This is a genomic window from Methylobacterium marchantiae, assembly GCF_042679825.1.
In the GTDB taxonomy this organism is placed as follows: domain Bacteria; phylum Pseudomonadota; class Alphaproteobacteria; order Rhizobiales; family Beijerinckiaceae; genus Methylobacterium; species Methylobacterium marchantiae.
In genome coordinates, this window is sequence record NZ_JBHTND010000001.1 from 51848 (window position 1) to 68243 (window position 16396).

General features: G+C 67.6%; 12 protein-coding genes. 7 read left to right on the forward strand and 5 right to left on the reverse strand.

Going from position 1 to position 16396, the window contains the following annotated elements; translation table 11 throughout:
• Positions 1–183: 183 nt before the first annotated feature.
• Entirely contained in the window at positions 184–690 is a 507-nt protein-coding gene (gene irr, locus ACFQ4G_RS00265) for a Fur family transcriptional regulator Irr (protein ID WP_238207904.1), read from the forward strand.
• Between the two features lie 79 nt (positions 691–769).
• On the opposite strand, the gene ACFQ4G_RS00270 is transcribed toward irr, so the two are convergent.
• Positions 770–1363 (reverse strand): SH3 domain-containing protein, encoded by a 594-nt coding sequence (locus ACFQ4G_RS00270; RefSeq protein ID WP_238207902.1) that lies wholly within the window; start codon positions 1361–1363, stop codon positions 770–772.
• 319 nt (positions 1364–1682) lie between these two features.
• On the opposite strand from ACFQ4G_RS00270, the gene ACFQ4G_RS00275 reads away from it, so the two are divergent.
• The 3 genes from ACFQ4G_RS00275 (at position 1683) to ACFQ4G_RS00285 (ending at position 4496) form a co-directional block, all read left to right on the forward strand.
• Entirely contained in the window at positions 1683–2687 is a 1005-nt protein-coding gene (locus tag ACFQ4G_RS00275) for a 2-hydroxyacid dehydrogenase (protein ID WP_238207900.1), read from the forward strand.
• Between the two features lie 201 nt (positions 2688–2888).
• The gene (locus ACFQ4G_RS00280; protein ID WP_238207898.1) at positions 2889–3929 is read left to right on the forward strand and encodes a sensor histidine kinase; all 1041 of its coding nucleotides are present in this window, start codon (positions 2889–2891) and stop codon (positions 3927–3929) included.
• Positions 3930–4073: 144 nt separating this feature from the next.
• Positions 4074–4496, forward strand: coding sequence for a SufE family protein (locus ACFQ4G_RS00285; protein ID WP_238207896.1), 423 nt, complete (start codon positions 4074–4076; stop codon positions 4494–4496).
• A 15-nt stretch (positions 4497–4511) separates the two neighbouring features.
• Here ACFQ4G_RS00285 and ACFQ4G_RS00290 read toward each other — a convergent pair whose 3' ends face one another.
• Together ACFQ4G_RS00290 and ACFQ4G_RS00295 are read right to left on the reverse strand one after the other, a co-directional pair.
• Complete coding sequence (locus tag ACFQ4G_RS00290; protein ID WP_238207895.1) at positions 4512–5366, reverse strand: DUF6456 domain-containing protein; 855 nt, start codon at positions 5364–5366, stop codon at positions 4512–4514.
• A gap of 146 nt (positions 5367–5512) precedes the next feature.
• On the reverse strand, positions 5513–5947 hold the full coding sequence (locus ACFQ4G_RS00295; protein ID WP_238207894.1) for a MucR family transcriptional regulator: 435 nt from the start codon (positions 5945–5947) through the stop codon (positions 5513–5515).
• A gap of 505 nt (positions 5948–6452) precedes the next feature.
• On the opposite strand from ACFQ4G_RS00295, the gene ACFQ4G_RS00300 reads away from it, so the two are divergent.
• Complete coding sequence (locus ACFQ4G_RS00300) at positions 6453–8603, forward strand: S9 family peptidase (protein ID WP_238207893.1); 2151 nt, start codon at positions 6453–6455, stop codon at positions 8601–8603.
• A gap of 39 nt (positions 8604–8642) precedes the next feature.
• On the opposite strand, the gene ACFQ4G_RS00305 is transcribed toward ACFQ4G_RS00300, so the two are convergent.
• Both ACFQ4G_RS00305 and ACFQ4G_RS00310 read right to left on the reverse strand, forming a co-directional pair.
• Positions 8643–12179: an AsmA family protein gene (locus ACFQ4G_RS00305; RefSeq protein WP_379039459.1), complete on the reverse strand. Its 3537-nt coding sequence runs from the start codon at positions 12177–12179 to the stop codon at positions 8643–8645.
• Positions 12180–12363: 184 nt separating this feature from the next.
• Positions 12364–12615: a hypothetical protein gene (locus ACFQ4G_RS00310; protein ID WP_238207892.1), complete on the reverse strand. Its 252-nt coding sequence runs from the start codon at positions 12613–12615 to the stop codon at positions 12364–12366.
• 143 nt (positions 12616–12758) lie between these two features.
• On the opposite strand from ACFQ4G_RS00310, the gene ACFQ4G_RS00315 reads away from it, so the two are divergent.
• Positions 12759–15164 (forward strand): ATP-dependent helicase, encoded by a 2406-nt coding sequence (locus ACFQ4G_RS00315; protein WP_238207891.1) that lies wholly within the window; start codon positions 12759–12761, stop codon positions 15162–15164.
• A gap of 465 nt (positions 15165–15629) precedes the next feature.
• Positions 15630–16346 carry a PhoH family protein gene (locus ACFQ4G_RS00320; RefSeq protein WP_238207890.1) on the forward strand — a complete coding sequence of 239 codons (717 nt, stop codon included), beginning with the start codon at positions 15630–15632 and terminating at the stop codon, positions 16344–16346.
• Positions 16347–16396 lie beyond the last annotated feature (50 nt).

The following is a 16396-nucleotide window of genomic DNA, read 5'->3' on the forward strand; positions in this document are numbered from 1 at the left end:
TTAACACAGCGGCTTAGCGCCTCAAAACATCTCCTCTCATCTCAATGAAATAGAATGACTTTAAAGAAGACGCATGTTCACAATGCGTAGCCGCTCATCACGACGCTTGGGTTGCGACAAGGGGGGCGGTTCGTATACGGTATTGGATGTATTCTGTTCGTTCGCGAGATGTCAGTACCGCCGATGTCCAACTTGCTGCCGCTGCAGGCCATGCTGAACGCACGTGGCGCTTCCGTCGATTCCGCCTCGGTGGCGGGGCGTCGTGGTTGCCCCTTGTCCGACCTGCGCGATCGCCTGCGTCGCGCCGGTCTCCGGCCCACCCGCCAGAGGCTCTCCCTCGGCTGGCTGCTGTTCGGACGCGGCGACCGCCACCTGACGGCGGAAATGCTCTACGACGAGGCCATGCGCGCCAAGGTGCCGGTCTCGCTCGCCACCGTCTACAACACCCTCCATCAGTTCACCGAAGCCGGGCTCTTGCGCCAGCTGGCCCTCGATGGATCGAAGGCCTATTTCGACACCAACCCGAGCGAGCACCACCACTTCTTCCTCGAAGACGAGGGACAGGTGCTGGACATGCCCGATTGCGGCATCACCGTCGATTCGCTGCCCGACGCGCCCGAGGGCATGGAGATCGCCGGCGTCGAAGTCATCGTCCGCCTGCGCCGCCGGCATGGTGCGCGCGCTTCCTGAAGCGCCCGCCCGCATCTCGAAGGATGGAGCAAGGCCCGGTTCCGCCGGGCCTTTTTCCTAGGCAGCGTATCAGGCCCGCTCAGTCGATCTTCTCGTTGGGATAGACGCCCCAGAGCCGGTCCTGGCGGATATAGCCATCGACATCGCCGCTCTTCTGCGGCAGCGCGACGATCACCCTGCACCAGCTTCCGGTGCAGCTCTTGACGTTGCCGATGACGCCGGCCTGGAGCCTGGCCTCCACGCCCGATCCGTCATCCGCCCGCGCGTGGAGCGGAATCGCGGCATCTCCCCCCTTGGCCGCCATGACGATGGAGGTGCGCCGGCCGGACAGGAGCGAGTGAAGGACCCAGCCCTCCGTGCCTTCGGAATCGCGGATGCGCCGCCATGTTTCGAACTCGGCGACGATCTCGATCGGTAGCCCAGCACGCTGGAACACCCAGAGCGTCCTGTGATCCTTGGACGGACCCTCGCGCAGGTTGACCCGGTCGGTCTTGAGGCTGGCGTAGCGCGGCAGCGGAAGCTTTGTCACCGGCCCGAGGCCCGTCTCCGGGCCGGCACCTGATGCCGGTGCCGCCAGGGCCGCCGACGAAACCGCGAGGAGGGCCGCGGCGAGCCATGACGTGAGGCACGTCACGAAGCCGGTGAAGAGCGGGAGAGCAGGCAGGCGCGTCATCGATCTTCCCAAAGGTTCGCGATCGTCATCGCCACGATCGGCGTCGTGCATCCTCGTCCGCGCGGCCCGCGTGGACGCTGCTTCGAGCGCATCGCGCGCGGGGCACGTTGTGTTCCGTTCCCTCTCTGGTAGAGAGGCCTCGGGAACCGGCAGCCGAGGCGTCGGAGCTACGGGACCTGTCTGGCCGATGCGTGGTTAATACCAGGTCAAGCCTCGGCACGAACCGCGGCTCCCGTTCGCGTCACATGCCGCGCCGGGCGGGCCATCGGAACCATGCGCGGGCGATGACCGGCGCAGCAGAAACGTTCGCGGAGGGTGCATGTCGTCGTTGAAGCGCAAGCCACTCGTAGTGGTCACGCGTCGCCTGCCGGAGGTGGTCGAGGCACGCATGCGCGAGTTGTTCGATATCCGCCTCAACCCCGACGACAAGCCGATGAGCTCCGAGGCGCTGGCCTCCGCGTTGCGCGAGGCCGACGTGCTCGTCCCCACCGTCACCGACGAGATCGATTCCGGCCTCCTCGCCCAGGCGGGGCCGAACCTGCGACTGATCGCGAATTTCGGCAACGGCGTCGACCATATCGATGTCGCCGTCGCGCTGGAGCGCGGCATCACCGTCACCAACACGCCCGGCGTCCTCACCGAGGACACCGCCGACATGACCATGGCCCTGATCCTCGCCGTGGCGCGCCGCGTCACCGAGGGCGCGCGGATCATCCCGGACGACAATTGGGATGCGGGCTGGTCGCCGACCTGGATGCTCGGCCGCCGGATCACCGGCAAGCGCCTCGGCATCGTCGGCATGGGCCGGATCGGCCAGGCTTTGGCTCGCCGCGCCAAGGCGTTCGGGCTGCAGATCCACTATCACAACCGACGCAAGGTGCCCGCTCAGATCGAGCGCGAACTCGACGCGACCTACTGGGAATCCCTCGACCAGATGCTGGCGCGCGTGGATATCGTCTCGGTCAATTGCCCGCACACGCCGGCGACCTACCACCTGCTCTCGGCCCGCCGCCTCAAGCTGCTCAAGCCGGAGGCGATCGTCGTGAACACCGCTCGCGGTGAAGTGATCGACGAGACCGCCCTCGCGCGCCTGATCGAGGCGGGCGAGATCTCCGCGGCCGGTCTCGACGTGTTCGAGCAGGAGCCGGCCGTGAGCCCGCGCCTCGTCAAGCTGGCGCGGTCCGGCAAGGTCGTCCTGCTGCCGCATATGGGCTCGGCCACCCATGAGAGCCGGACCGATATGGGCGAGAAGGTCATCATCAACATCAAGACCTTCATGGACGGGCACCGTCCTCCGGACCGCATCCTGCCCAGCATGCTCTGACCTCGCTGCGGCCGCCGTCGATTCCGTCTCGGGGCTGGCCCCGGGACGACGCGCGAAGGGCGATTTGCACGAGGCTTGCAGGTTTGCGTGTCTATGTGCCGTTGCGTACCCAGGCCGTAGGAACGGGGCCCTGTCCGATACGTTGACCGGCGCCGAGGGCTCGTCGATCGAGCGTCGCGCATCGGGTAGAGTAGGAGCATCATGGCCGCGGAGACCCAGTCGACCGAGGCAAGCAGCGGAGCCACGATACCGTGCGACGATTTTCGTCGCTTCGCGGATTTCGTGCCGTTGATGATGTGGCGCTCCGATACCGAGGGGCAGGCGGTCCACCATAACGAGTGCTGGCTCGACTTCACCGGACGAAGCCGTGACGACGAACTCGGACATGGCTGGCGGCGGGGCCTGCATCCGGACGATTTCGAGCGGCATGCCGCGCTGGTCGCGGAGGCCTTCTCCTCCCGCAATCCGTACTCCATCGAGTTTCGCCTGCGCCGTCACGACGGTGCCTATCGCTGGCTCCTGAACAATGCCCGTCCCCTGACCGAGAACGGGGTCTTCCAGGGCTATCTCGGCTCCTGCTTCGACATCACCGACCGCAAGCGCGCCGAAGAGCATGCCGAGCACGCCCTCGTGGAGAAGGAGGCTCTTCTCGCCGAGGTCTATCATCGCGTGCGCAACAATCTCCAGGTGATGGTCAGCCTGATCGGGCTCTACGGTCGGGCGGCGCCACCACCCTGCCGTGGAAGTTTCGAAGCGCTCGGCCAGCGCGTCCGGGCCATCGCCCTCGTCCAGCAGCATCTGCATGAGGCGCCCCACATCGCCTCCATCGACCTGCGCGACTATCTCCACCGGCTGGCATCCGGCCTCGGCCAGTTGCGCCGGGCCGGCCGCATCGGCGTCGTGGTCGGGGGCAGCGGCACGAGCCTCGTCGAGCCTCGGACCGCCAATGCCCTCGGCATGATCGTCGCCGAAGTCGTGGCCGAATGCCTCGACGCCACGGCGGATTCGGTCTCGTGCACGATCGCGATCACCATCGACGCCAAGGCCGGCGCCCCGGTGCGCCTCACCATCGTATCCGGTGGCGATCAGACGGGGGGCGACGTGCAGGACGTCCCCAATCTCGGGCCGAGACTGGTCGCCGCCTATGCCGCGCAGGCCGAGATCGCGGTTCGCGGCACCGGCACGCATTCCGACCCGATGGAACTGCAATTGCCCGAAGCCCTGGTCCATGCCTCTGAATAGTGGGCTTTTGCGCGAAGACAGGGTCGCTCGGAGGTGGCCCGCTTCCTATATCGATGGGATGAGAGCCGCGTAGCGGCGCCTTCCGCCGGTATTCGCAGGCATCCTGTTCGCAAAGTCCGTTGCGCGAGAGTTCAGCCCACCATCATGCTTCCGCCCATCGAAACGATCATCGACAATTTCGGCATCCTCGACGAGGGGCCGGACCGGTACGAGTACCTGATCGAACTCGGCCGTGCCTTGCCGGCCTTCCCGGACGACCTGCTCACCGAGGAGAACCGGGTCCATGGCTGCGAGAGCCAGGTCTGGGTGGATTCCCACATCGATCGGTCGCAGGAGCCGCCGCGCCTCCACCTGCAGGGAACCAGCGATTCCGTGATCACCAAGGGTCTGATCGCCCTGGTGATGGCCTTGCACGACGGGAAGACGCCGACGGAGATCGCAGACGTCGACGTCTTCCAGGTCTTCAAGCACATCGGCCTCGGCGCCCATCTGACGTCGAAGCGTTCGAACGGCGTCCGCGCCATGGCCGAGCGCATCCACCGGGACGCGATCCGACTGACGGCTTGAGACGATCTACGTGCCTCAAGCCGTCTCGCGCCAGAGGCGCAGGCGCGAGTGGCTCGGCCCTACGGCTTCGCGCTCCAATCCGTAATGTTCCGCCAGACGCGCCAGGGCGATGCGGATGACGACCTTGGCCGAGCGTGCCGGCCAGCGCCGTTCCGCTTCTATCCTCTCCAGTCCCTTGATGAAGCCGCAGAGGTCGATCAGCAGCCCGGACAGGTCGCTGCCAACAGCATTGAGGGCGGCGCGCACGCGCTGTCGGGCGGCCAGCATGGCGTCGGAGCCCGCCGACGGGTCGCGGGGGCCGCCGCCATCGACCTTGACCCCGCTCCAGTCCGATCCCATCCGCGGCATCAGCGCGCCCATCGTCATGTCGCGGCGCAGGCGCTCGCCAGCCTCGAAACAGGCGGCATCGATCAGCGGCGTCCCGTCCCGGTCGCGACGCCGCGCCATCCAGGCGAGGGGGCTCTCGGACACGTCCCGCACCGGACGGCTCGGCTCGCCGTCGCCTTCGAGATCGAGATGCTGGGCGAGATACGGCATGCCCCGCCCGGCTCTCTCGCGCCGTAGCCGGGCGCGGCCTGCGGGGCTGATGGTGAGCCGGGCACGACGCCCCGCCGCCTGCTCGGCGAGATCGCAGGCCACGAGGGCCCGTCCGGCCTGTGCCCCATAGCGCCCGGAACACAGCGAGATCCCTGAACCGCCGCTCCGTACGATGATCTCGCCATCCGTGAGCGGATCGGGCAGCGCATAGGCTCCCTCCTCGTCGAGAGCTTCGAGAAGCCGGGTCGCATCGCGACCGAGATCGACCGGAATGCGCTTGTGGGCCTGTCGCCGACCCGTGTGACGATTGCTGGCGGTCCTAGCTATGTTCATGATATGTTCCATGACGTACGCAGCTGCAAACGCCGCAGCGCCAGGGAAGATAAAGGAAAAATGTCCTAACGCAAGTCTTGACAGAGGTTCGATCGAAGCGGACGAAGGCCGGGCGGCGCTGCTGTGTCGACGCCCGGCCCGATGCCTCAGGCGGCTTCGTCGTAGCTGCCGTTGCGGGTCTGGCCGAGGCCGATCGCCTTGGCGAGATCCGAACGCGCCTTGGCGTAGTTCGGCGCGACCATCGGATAGTCGGAGGGCAGGCCCCACTTCGCGCGATACTGTTCCGGGCTCATGTCGTACTTCGCGCGCAGGTGGCGCTTGAGCGATTTGAACACGCGTCCGTCTTCGAGGCAGATGATGTGGTCGGCAGTCACCGACTTCTTGACGGGAACGGCCGGCTGCTGCGGGGCGGACGCAACTTTGGTCTCGGCCTCACCGGTGACGATCTGGGTCAGAGAAGAGTGGATCCGGGTAATGAGCTGTGCAAGCTCGCCGACCGGGACGGGGTTGTTGCTTACGTAGGCCGAAACGATGTCGACCGTCAGTTCTACGAAGTCGGTCGAATTCTCAATGTCGCTCATTGTCCCAGATATTCCCTTTAGTACGGTATGGTTCAAGAATCGTTTTGCATACAAGCGATGAGCCGCTATGCGGACCGACCAACCGCTGCTGAAACTCGCGGCATCGCAGCGTCACCCACCGATGCTCTACGATGAAGGGCGAGGTAATCGCCATGTCCCTCGTTTATGATATTCAAGTTGATGTCGCAAGACGGTAGTCAGTCCTGAGGATATCCTCAATCGACTTTCCCGAAGGATATTTCAATTTAGCGTGATGTCGTATTGACGCACCATATTGTGTCGTCAAGTGACCATATCGGCAGTTGCAGATATGACCAGATCGCGCGTCGAGGTATGCCTCGATCCTCCGGCGCTGGACTGGCGCCGACTGCAAAAGACTTCTCCTGCCACCTTGCCCGTGAGCGCTGCGTGCGACACATGCAGGTCTCGACGGTGACGGCGACCGAAAACTGCCGCCCCTCACGCTATTGCGCCGACGCTGGTTGGCAACCGTATAGGTCTATCCATGGACGATCTTTTCCACGTGGAAAGCAAGCCGCCCGTCGCTGAGGTGCGATCCCACACGTTCTTCGTCCACGGCCGATCAATTTCTGACAATTACGCTTGGCTGAAGGCGGAGAACTGGCGCGACGTCCTGAAGGATCCTGCTGCGCTTCCGACCGACATCCGCACACATCTCGATGCGGAGAATGCCTATACCCAAGCGGCGCTCGGTGATCTTGGTTCCTTACGGAAGACACTTGTCGCCGAGATGCGCGGGCGCATCCGTGAGGACGATAGCGGCGTGCCCGAGCCGGACGGCCCCTTCGCCTACTACACCCGCCATCGCGAGGGCGGTCAGCATCCCCTCGTCTGCCGCCGCCCGCGAACGGTGGTGGTGATCCCCGGCCAGGGGGCGGAGACGGCCGGAACCGGTGGTCCCGAACCGGGCGAGGTGATCCTGCTCGACGGCGACGAGGAGGGCAGGGGCCTGCCCTTCTTCGAACTCGCGGCGGCAGTGCATTCGGACGATCATGCCCGGCTCGCCTGGAGCGCGGATTCCAAGGGATCGGAGCTCCATACGATCCGTGTCCGCGACCTCGACACGGGCGAGGATCTCGCCGACCGGATCGAGGCGACGACCGGCGAGGTGGTCTGGTCCGCCAACGGGCTGGCGTTCCATTACGTCGCCGTCGATGACAATCACCGTCCCGCCCGCGTCATGCGCCACGTGATCGGCACGGAGCAGGCCAGCGACACGATGCTCTACGAGGAGCAGGATCCTGGCTTTTTCGTGCATATCGAGACGACGCAGTCGCGCGACTACCTCTCGATCACCGCGAGCGACCACGAAACATCCGAGGTCCACCTCCTGGATCGTAAATCCGCGGACGCATCCCTGCTCTGCGTCCAGAAGCGCGAGCCGCTGCTGATCTATTCGGTGGAGAATTGGGGGCCGCACCTCTTCATCCTCACCAATGCCGACGGGGCCGAGGACTTCAAGATCGTCACCACCCGCGTGGAAACGCCAGGCCGCGCCCATTGGACCGACCTGATCCCGCACCGGCGCGGCGTGATGATCCGGCATCAGCACGTCATCGCCGACCATCTCGTCCGGCTAGAGATCGAGAATGCGCGGCCGCGCATCATCGTTCGCGATTCGAAGGGCAGCGAGCACAGCGTGGCCTTCGCCGAGGAAGCGTATTCGCTCGGCCTCCAGCCCGGGCACGAATTCGAGACGGCGGTGATCCGTTTCACCTATTCCTCGATGACGACGCCGGCCGAGACCTACGATTACGATTGCTCCACGCGCGCCCGGCAATTGCGCAAGCGACAGACGATCCCGAGCGGACACGATCCCGCCGCCTACGTGACGCGGCGGATCTTCGCCACGGCGCCGGATGGCGAGAGCGTGCCGATCTCGCTGCTCCACCGCCGTGACCTCGTCCTCGACGGTTCGGCGCCGCTCCTGCTCTACGGCTACGGCTCCTACGGCACGCTGATGCCGGCCTCTTTCCGCACCAACCTGTTGTCCCTGGTGGATCGCGGCTTCGTCTACGCCATCGCGCATGTCCGCGGCGGCACGGAGAAGGGCTGGCACTGGTACATGGACGGCAAGCGGAACAAGAAGCCGAACACCTTCTCGGACTTCGTCGCCTGCGGCCGCGCCCTCGCGGAGGCCGGGTACACGACGCCGGGGCGGATCGTCGCCCATGGCGGATCGGCCGGCGGGATGCTGATGGGGGCGGTGGCCAACCTCGCGCCCGAACTCTTCGCCGGGATCGTCGCCGACGTGCCGTTCGTCGACGTGCTCAACACCATGCTCGACGGCGACCTGCCGCTCACGCCACCGGAATGGCCCGAATGGGGCAATCCGGGCGCGAGCGTGGAGGCGTTCGAGACCATCCTCTCCTACTCGCCCTACGACAACGTGGCGGCCAAGGCCTATCCGGCGATCCTTGCGCTCGGCGGTCTCACCGACCCGCGCGTGACCTATTGGGAGCCGGCGAAATGGGTCGCACGCCTGCGCGCCACGATGACGGGGGGAGGGCCGATCTTCATGCGGGTCAACATGGAGGCCGGCCATGGCGGGGCGGCGGGGCGCTTCGACCGCCTGGAGGAAGTCGGCCTGATCTACGCCTTCGCGCTGCGGGCGGTGGGCAGGGCCGAGGCCTGATGGCCCTGACGGCCTGACCCTTCAGAGATCCGCGGCGCCTCAGGGCTGCGGAATCGCCTGGGGCGCCGCGTTCTGGCGTGCGGCGTCCTCGTCGGCACGGAGGCGGGCGCGCCGCTCCGCCTCCTCGGACGCGGCCCTCTCCGCCGCCGCCTTTTCCGCCGCAGCCTTGTCGGCCGCGGCTTTGAGCGCGGCGGCGCGAGCCTTGTCCATCTCGATCCTGGCGCGTCGGCGCTGGCGCTCAAGCTGGTCGGCCTCGAACAGCTCGATCTTCTCGAGTTCGCGCTGGAGCACCATCGCGGCGAGGCCGTTGGTCAGCGGCCCGGTATCGACGCTGCGCTCGGGCTTGGCGATGGGGCCGGAATAGCCGAGCTGGACCGCTGGACTTCCGGCTGTCCATCCCTTCGGGGCTCTGTCGCTCGTCAACGTGCCGCGCGCCTCGACCCGTCCGGTGGCGAGGTTGACGGACAGGGTACCGGCCCAGCGCGGTCCGCCGAGATCGAAGGCGACGGGGCCTGCCCGCAACGACCCGCCGACGAGGGTCGTCGGCGCCGTCACACTTCCCTTCACCGCCATCGGCGCGGCGGCGAGCTCCTCGGCGACGAGGGTCTGGAGGCGCCCGTCACGCAGCGGATCGTCCTCGGCGAGAACCCGGACGAGGGCGCGCTCGATCCCGCCGGGGTCGCCGCCGGGAAGAACGAGATCCGTCAGGCCGAGATCGCCGCTGCCTCCGAGGTTGTTCGCCATGCTGGCGAGGCTCTGGCCCGAGGCACCGAAGCGCAGGGACAGGCTGGCTCGTCCGGAGACGGGTCCCGGACCGGCGAGGTCGGCGATGGACGCGTCGCTCAAGGACCCTTCGCCGGAAATGGCCGCGGCACCGCCCTGCCGGGACAGGGTGACGCTGCCGGTGAGGCGGCCTCCGGCGACGCGGCCGTTGAAATCGCGGAGCGTCAGGACGCCGTTGTCGAGCCGGGCACCGAAGGCCGCACCCTCGGCGGTGAAGCGGCGGCCGAGATCGAGGGCATCCACCCTGACCTCGAGGTCGATCGGCGGCCGGGACGGCGGAGGAGCCGCGAAACGCGCCCCGTCGCCGGCATCCGGCTTCTTCGCCTCGGTCGGAATGATCAGGGCCGAAGCGAGCCAGGGCAGTGAGAGCCGGCCCAGGGCCACGCTGCCGAAGATGTCGCCGTCGGGCGAGCGGTTGAGATTGGCGAGGACCGTGCCTTCCGCGATGCGCCCCGTCACGTCCGCATGGGCATCGCGCCCGGCCCGCGACAATCCCACCTGGAACTCCGCCGGCAATGGTGAGGGCAGGGCGGCCGTGCTGCCGGCGAGCATGAGGAAGGGGGCGAGGTCGGAGGTCTTCACCTGGATCTCGCCCGCTTCCGGCGGCGCACGGCCCGGCCCGGGCACGACCGGCTTCACCGTGGAGAGCGTGAGGTCGGCGATGGTGCCGGAGATGTCGAGGCCGAGGGGCGGCACCGATCCGTCGGCGGTGGTCCGGCCGCGCGTTCCGGTGATGCGCAGGGCCGCTCCCTTGCGCAGAGCGGCCACGTCCTCCCGCTCGAACCAGCGGCCGGCGATGGGCGTCGTGAGTTCGAGCGAAAGATTGTCGATGCGGCCGGCCCGCGCGAGCAGATCGAGGTCGAGGTTGCCGCCCGCCGCGGTTCCGCTGGCGCTGGTGCGCAGCGTGTCGGCGGCACCCGCTTCGCGCTCCAGGGTCACGGCGAGATCGAGGGCGCCGGCGCGCAGGAAGGCCGGGATCATCCGGGCTTCGGCGATCCAGATCCGGTCGAGGAGAGCCATCAGGGGAGCGGCCACGGGCGCCGACATCCGGCCCGAGATGCGGCCGGACCCGTCAGGGGCGATCCGGCCGGAGAGCTTGGCGTTGGCACCGGCGAGGTCGGTGACGTCGAGGCTGCCGACATCGAGGCTCGCCCCGTCGGATTGGATGCTCGCCGCGATCGTACCGTTGCCCGAATGGGCGCCGGCGGGTCCGTAGCGCACGTCCCGCGCCTGGATCGTCAGGCCGATATCGTGGTCGTGCAGCCCGTTGAGCACACCGCCGAAGGCCGGCAGGGTGGCGATGTCGATGCCCTGGGCCGAGAGCTGGGCGTCGAACCGGCCGCGCCCGGCCGCTTCCGCCTGGGTAAAGCGGGCATTTCCGGTGATCCGCGCCTCGCCGAGGGAGAGGCGCAGATTGCGCAGCGACACGGTGGGGCTGGCCGCCGACAGATCCGCCGAGGCCTGGATCGGTCGGCCGTCCATCACCGCGATGGCCGGACCGCCGAGGCCGAACTTGCGCAGGTAGCGGCCGAACCCGTCCGATGCGGCCGCGTCGAGGGAGACGTTGCCGGTGAACCGCGGCGTCGGCTGCGTATCGAGCTCGCCGGAGGCGGTCAGCGCCGCCTCTCCCGGGGCCGTCACCGAGAAGCGCCGGAGCGCGAGGCCTCCGGTCCGGTCGAACGTGCCGGACAACCGGAGATTTGACCATTCGTCGAGACCGAGGGCGATGCTCTCCAGGGACAGGTCGAGATCGACCATCATCGGCAGTTCGGAGCCGGCCCTCGGCATACCGCGCGCGAGGAGGGCCTGTCCTCCGGTGGAGAGCAGGAAGGCGTCGAGGTCGAGGCGACGGGCCTCCAGCGTCAGGGCCGCCCTCCAGCTCCGCAGGTCGATCCGTCCCGTGCCGGCGAGACGCATGGCCTGGCCGCCGGGATCGATCTCGGCCTTCACCTCGGAGAAGCGCACCAGGGGGCCGCGCGCCTTGAATGCGCCGCCGAGGGAGAACGGCAGGTAGGCGCCCGCCACCTGGACAGGCGGCCCGACCACGATCCGGGCCGTCCCCTCCGCCTTCGGGATCATCGCCCGCAGGGTGCCGGCCGCCGGCGGGGCCTCGCCCGCCATCGGCTCGAGCCGGATGCGGGTGTCGGCCTCGAAACGCGGATGGGTGTCGCCGCCGCCGGAGAACTTCACGGCGACGCTACCGTCATCCGCGGGCTCGCCGGTGGCGATGCGGAAGGGAACCGCGCCGGACATTCCCTCGATCCGCCACGGCCCGAGGAGGCGGGGCGCGGAGAGATGCACCGTCTCGGCCCTGACCTGATCGGTGCGCCCGCTCCGCGGCACCAGGGTGGTCAGGATGACCTGCCCGATGGACAGGCCCTCAATGGCGAGATCCTGGGAGGACAAGGTTTGGTAGAGGTCGGCGGGCAGGCGGACCGCGTCGTCCTCGCTGATCGGCAGCTTGATCTCGGCGCGCCCGATCCGCGTCTCGGTGAAGCGGATCTCGCCCGTGAGGAGCGGCGAGAGCGCGATCTCGGCCTTGACGAGCTGGAGGTCGAGGGCCGGCCTGTCGGCCTGTCCGCCAATGCGCAGGCGGTCGACGCGCAGGCTCGGCGAGGGCAGGAGCCTCACCCTGATCCGCCCTTCGGTATGGGCGTCGAGGCCGAGGGAATGCCCGATGGTCCGGTCGACCAGCGTGCGGTAGCTCTCCCAGGCCACCAGGGGCGGGACGGCGAGGGCCGCGACGAGGATCAGGATGACGGCGCCCGCCAGCGCGGTCAGGATGTCTCGCACCGTCTTGGTTTCCGCCTCGCTCCGCCCCGGCCTCGGGGCTGGTCCTGCGGCGGGCACGTCGTCTCACCGGTCATGATGCCCGGTCGCGCCCCCACGCCTTGCGGCATAGCACAACGGCCCCGGCTTCGCGCCAGGGCCGAGGCTGATCGTCAACAGGGGCGGCGTCTGCCCGGCCCCGGCCGGTTCAGCGGCGCGGGACGACGCTGGGTCCGGTCGGCGCCGGACGGGTAACCTCGTTGCGCTGCATCTGCATCCGGATCTGGTTGTTCTCGAATTGCTGCTGATGCCGGACGCCGCGGATTTCGCTCTGGGTCGCGAGGCGGTCGTTGGTGTCGTTGAGCGACCGCGTGCCGGGCGACTGGGCCATGGCCGGGGACAGGCCGAGACCCGCGGCCACGGTCAGGGCGGAGAGGGCGGAAAACAGGGCGGCACGCATGAAACGTCCTTCGTGGATGATCGTCACGTTATGGTGAGACGACGCCCGAGGGGAAACCGCGGTTCCGATCCTGCATGCAATTCGGACCCGGGCCGTCGCCCCGACCCTCGACGCCGTTCGCGTTTTGGTCCAGGGATGCAGGCATGAAACAGCATCCCGACGCAGCGGCGGCCACCGTGCCGGCCCCGGCCTCCGGCGTGGCGGCCGAGGCCGCGCAGACCTCCATCGCCGCCCGTGCCATGGCCTCCCTCAGGCCGCAGGGCTCGCCCTATCTCGAAGGGCTGAACCCCGAGCAGCGCCGGGCCGTCGAGACCACGGAGGGGCCCGTCCTGGTGCTCGCGGGCGCCGGCACCGGCAAGACCCGGGTGCTCACCACGCGGATCGCCCACCTCGTCTCGACGGGCAAGGCGCGGCCCTACGACATCCTGTCGGTGACCTTCACCAACAAGGCCGCGCGCGAGATGAAGCACCGGATCGGCGCCCTCATCGGCCCGGCCGGCGAGGGGATGCCGTGGCTCGGCACCTTCCATTCCATCGGCACCAAGATCCTGCGCCGGCATGCCGAGATGGTCGGGCTGAAATCCGACTTCACGATTCTCGGCATGGACGACCAGCTGCGCCTGATGAAGCAGGTCATCGTCGACCAGAACATCGACGAGAAGCGCTGGCCCGCCCGCGCCCTGTCCTCGGCCATCGACGGTTGGAAGAACCGCGGCCTCCTGCCCGAGCAGGTGCCACCCGGCGAGGCTGGGGCCTTCGCCTTCGGCAAGGGCGGCGCTCTCTACACCGCCTATCAGGCGCGGCTGCTCACCCTGAACGCCGCCGATTTCGGCGATCTCCTGCTGCTCTGCCTCAAGCTGTGGCGCGAGAACCCGGACGTGCTCGCCAATTACCAGCAGCGCTTCCGCTACATCCTGGTGGACGAGTACCAGGACACCAACGTCGCCCAGTATCTCTGGCTGCGCCTGCTGGCGCAGGGCCACCGCAACGTCGCCTGCGTCGGCGACGACGACCAGTCGATCTACGGCTGGCGCGGGGCCGAGGTCGACAACATCCTGCGCTTCGAGCACGACTTCCCCGGCGCCGTGGTGGTGCGGCTGGAACGCAACTACCGCTCCACGGGCCATATCCTCGCCGCCGCCTCGGGGCTGATCGCCAAGAACGAGGGCCGCCTCGGCAAGACCCTCCGCACCGAGGACGTGGCCGGGGAGAAGGTGACGGTGTCCGGCGCCTGGGATTCCGAGGAAGAGGCGCGCCAGCTCGGCGAATCCATCGAGAGCCTGCAGGCCAAGCAGCACCCCCTCTCCGAGATCGCCGTGCTCGTGCGGATCTCGGCGCAGATGCGCGAGATCGAGGACCGTTTTGTCCAGCTCGGTCTGCCCTACCGCGTCATCGGCGGCCCGCGCTTCTACGAGCGCGCGGAGATCCGCGACGCGCTGGCGTATCTCCGCGTCACCATGAACCCGGCCGACGACCTCGCCTTCGAGCGCATCTTCAACACCCCCAAGCGCGGCCTCGGCGACGCTACCTTGCAGATCCTGCACGGCTATTCCCGCTCGCAGCGCGTGCCGCTGCTCCAGGCGGCGCGCAGCCTGATCGAGACCGACGAGCTGAAGCCGCGCGCCCGCTCGGGCGTGCGCGCGCTGGTGGAGAGCTTCTCCCGCTGGGCGCGGATGGTCGGCACGCAGCCCCATTCCGAGGTGGCCCAGACCATCCTGGAGGAATCCGGCTACACGGAGATGTGGCAGAAGGACAAATCCGCCGACGCGGCAGGTCGCCTGGAGAACCTCAAGGAGTTCGTGCGCTCCATGGAGGAGTTTCCGGATATGGCCGCCTTCCTCGAACACGTCTCCCTGGTGATGGAGGCGAGCGAGCAGGAGGGAGCCGACAGGGTCTCGCTGATGACGCTCCACGCCGCCAAGGGGCTGGAGTTCGACACCGTGTTCCTGCCCGGCTGGGAGGACGGCCTGTTCCCCAACCAGCGGGCGCTGGACGAGAGCGGCCGGGCCGGCCTGGAGGAGGAGCGTCGCCTCGCCCATGTCGGCCTGACGCGAGCCCGCAAGCGCGCCAAGCTGTCCTTCGCCGTCAACCGGCGCATCCACGGCCTGTGGTCCTCCACCGTGCCGAGCCGCTTCATCGACGAGTTGCCGGCGAGCGCCGTGGACGTGGTCGATGCCCCGGCGCATTTCTCCGCCGGCGCCTCGCGCTTCGACCGCAACCCGACCCCGTTCGGTTCGTCCTACGCGACGCCGGGCTGGCAGCGGGCGCAGGCCAATACGGCCGGCAACCAGGGTTTCGGCCAAAGTAGCGGACAAGGTTTCGGACGATCGTCCTCGTCCGGCCGGAACAATGGCGGCCCTCGCCAGATCGAGGGTGAGCTGGTCGCGAAGTCGACGGGGGCGCCATCGGCGTTTTCGGACGGGATGCGGGTCTTCCACACCAAGTTCGGCCCCGGCAACGTGGCGGCCGTGGACGGCAACAAGCTCACCGTTGACTTCGACAAGGCCGGCCGCAAGATGGTCCTCGACAGCTTCATCCAGCCAGGATGATGCGTCCCGCCGGCCGCAGCCGACAGGTGTCGCGGTCCCGGCCGGTTCCGCCCCTCGCGAGGGGCCATGGAGGCCGTGGTCGAGATGGATGCTTCGTCATCCCGCTGTCTCCCTCTCGAAGAACCGTTCTCGACTGTCGTTTCCGCGTCCTCGACACGAAATTCTGCCACAGGATCGAGAATTCGCTCCGTCATGCCGCTGTCGCCACATGCACGGCATGCTGTGTGCGTGGGTGATTCGTGGCTCATCGACGCGGGGGGCGAAACTTTCGCGGGAGCCGGGACATCCTCAGACCAAGTCGTCCACAGGCGATGCTGAGATACATGGAACTGATAGACCTGCCATCGGATTATCTTGTTAAGGATTAAGGAGGATAGTGTAGGAAATCTTATCAGGGGCAGGGCGCGTAAGCAGGTCGAAGATCAGTTGAACCCTAGTTGGCAAGTCCAGTTGGAGTGTTGATCGATGAAAAGACGGCGCACACGACTTGAGCTGGTAGAGGACCGCCCGGTGCGGCTGCACCGCACCCGGTTCGACGACGAGCGTAACTTAAGCCCGATCCAGCCTCTCACCGACCGGCAGGCGGAATACCTGGACGCCCTCGCCGTCAACAAGCAGGTCATCGTCCTTGGACCGGCCGGCACCGGCAAGACCTACATCGCCGGAACCCGCGCCGCGGACCAGCTTCGCCAGCGCCGTATCGCCAAGGTCATCATCACCCGCCCCAACGTTCCGTCGGGCCGCTCGCTGGGCTTCTTCCCCGGCAGCCTCGAGGAGAAGATCGCACCCTGGGTCACGCCTCTGACCGAGACGATGAAGGAGCGGATGGGCGACGCCGCCTACGAAATCGCCATGAAGACCGGCGACATCGAGGTCGTTCCCTTCGAGGTCATGCGCGGACGCACCTTCAAGAACTGCCTCGTGATCCTCGACGAAGCGCAGAACACCACCACCGCCGAGATCAAGATGTTCCTGACCCGCATCGGAGACGATTGCCAGGTCATCATCAACGGCGACGTGTCTCAGACCGACCTGCGCGAGACGTCGGGCCTCAGAACCGTGATCCATCTCGTGAAAAGCCGCATGATGCAGATCCCGATCGTCGAATTCACCCTCGACGACATCGTTCGCTCGGGCATCTGCGCCGAATGGGTACGGGCTTTCGAGGAAACGAAACTCTGACTTGAGTGTTGTCTGCGGCGGGCCGAACCGGGCCCGGCGCACCTCTCGAC

Coding starts and splice junctions, on each gene's coding strand:
- irr (WP_238207904.1), top strand. CDS start 184: ATGTCCAACTTGCTGCCGCTGCAGGCCATGCTGAACGCACGTGGCGCT.
- ACFQ4G_RS00270 (WP_238207902.1), bottom strand. CDS start 1,363: ATGACGCGCCTGCCTGCTCTCCCGCTCTTCACCGGCTTCGTGACGTGC.
- ACFQ4G_RS00275 (WP_238207900.1), top strand. CDS start 1,683: ATGTCGTCGTTGAAGCGCAAGCCACTCGTAGTGGTCACGCGTCGCCTG.
- ACFQ4G_RS00280 (WP_238207898.1), top strand. CDS start 2,889: ATGGCCGCGGAGACCCAGTCGACCGAGGCAAGCAGCGGAGCCACGATA.
- ACFQ4G_RS00285 (WP_238207896.1), top strand. CDS start 4,074: ATGCTTCCGCCCATCGAAACGATCATCGACAATTTCGGCATCCTCGAC.
- ACFQ4G_RS00290 (WP_238207895.1), bottom strand. CDS start 5,366: ATGAACATAGCTAGGACCGCCAGCAATCGTCACACGGGTCGGCGACAG.
- ACFQ4G_RS00295 (WP_238207894.1), bottom strand. CDS start 5,947: ATGAGCGACATTGAGAATTCGACCGACTTCGTAGAACTGACGGTCGAC.
- ACFQ4G_RS00300 (WP_238207893.1), top strand. CDS start 6,453: ATGGACGATCTTTTCCACGTGGAAAGCAAGCCGCCCGTCGCTGAGGTG.
- ACFQ4G_RS00310 (WP_238207892.1), bottom strand. CDS start 12,615: ATGCGTGCCGCCCTGTTTTCCGCCCTCTCCGCCCTGACCGTGGCCGCG.
- ACFQ4G_RS00315 (WP_238207891.1), top strand. CDS start 12,759: ATGAAACAGCATCCCGACGCAGCGGCGGCCACCGTGCCGGCCCCGGCC.
- ACFQ4G_RS00320 (WP_238207890.1), top strand. CDS start 15,630: ATGAAAAGACGGCGCACACGACTTGAGCTGGTAGAGGACCGCCCGGTG.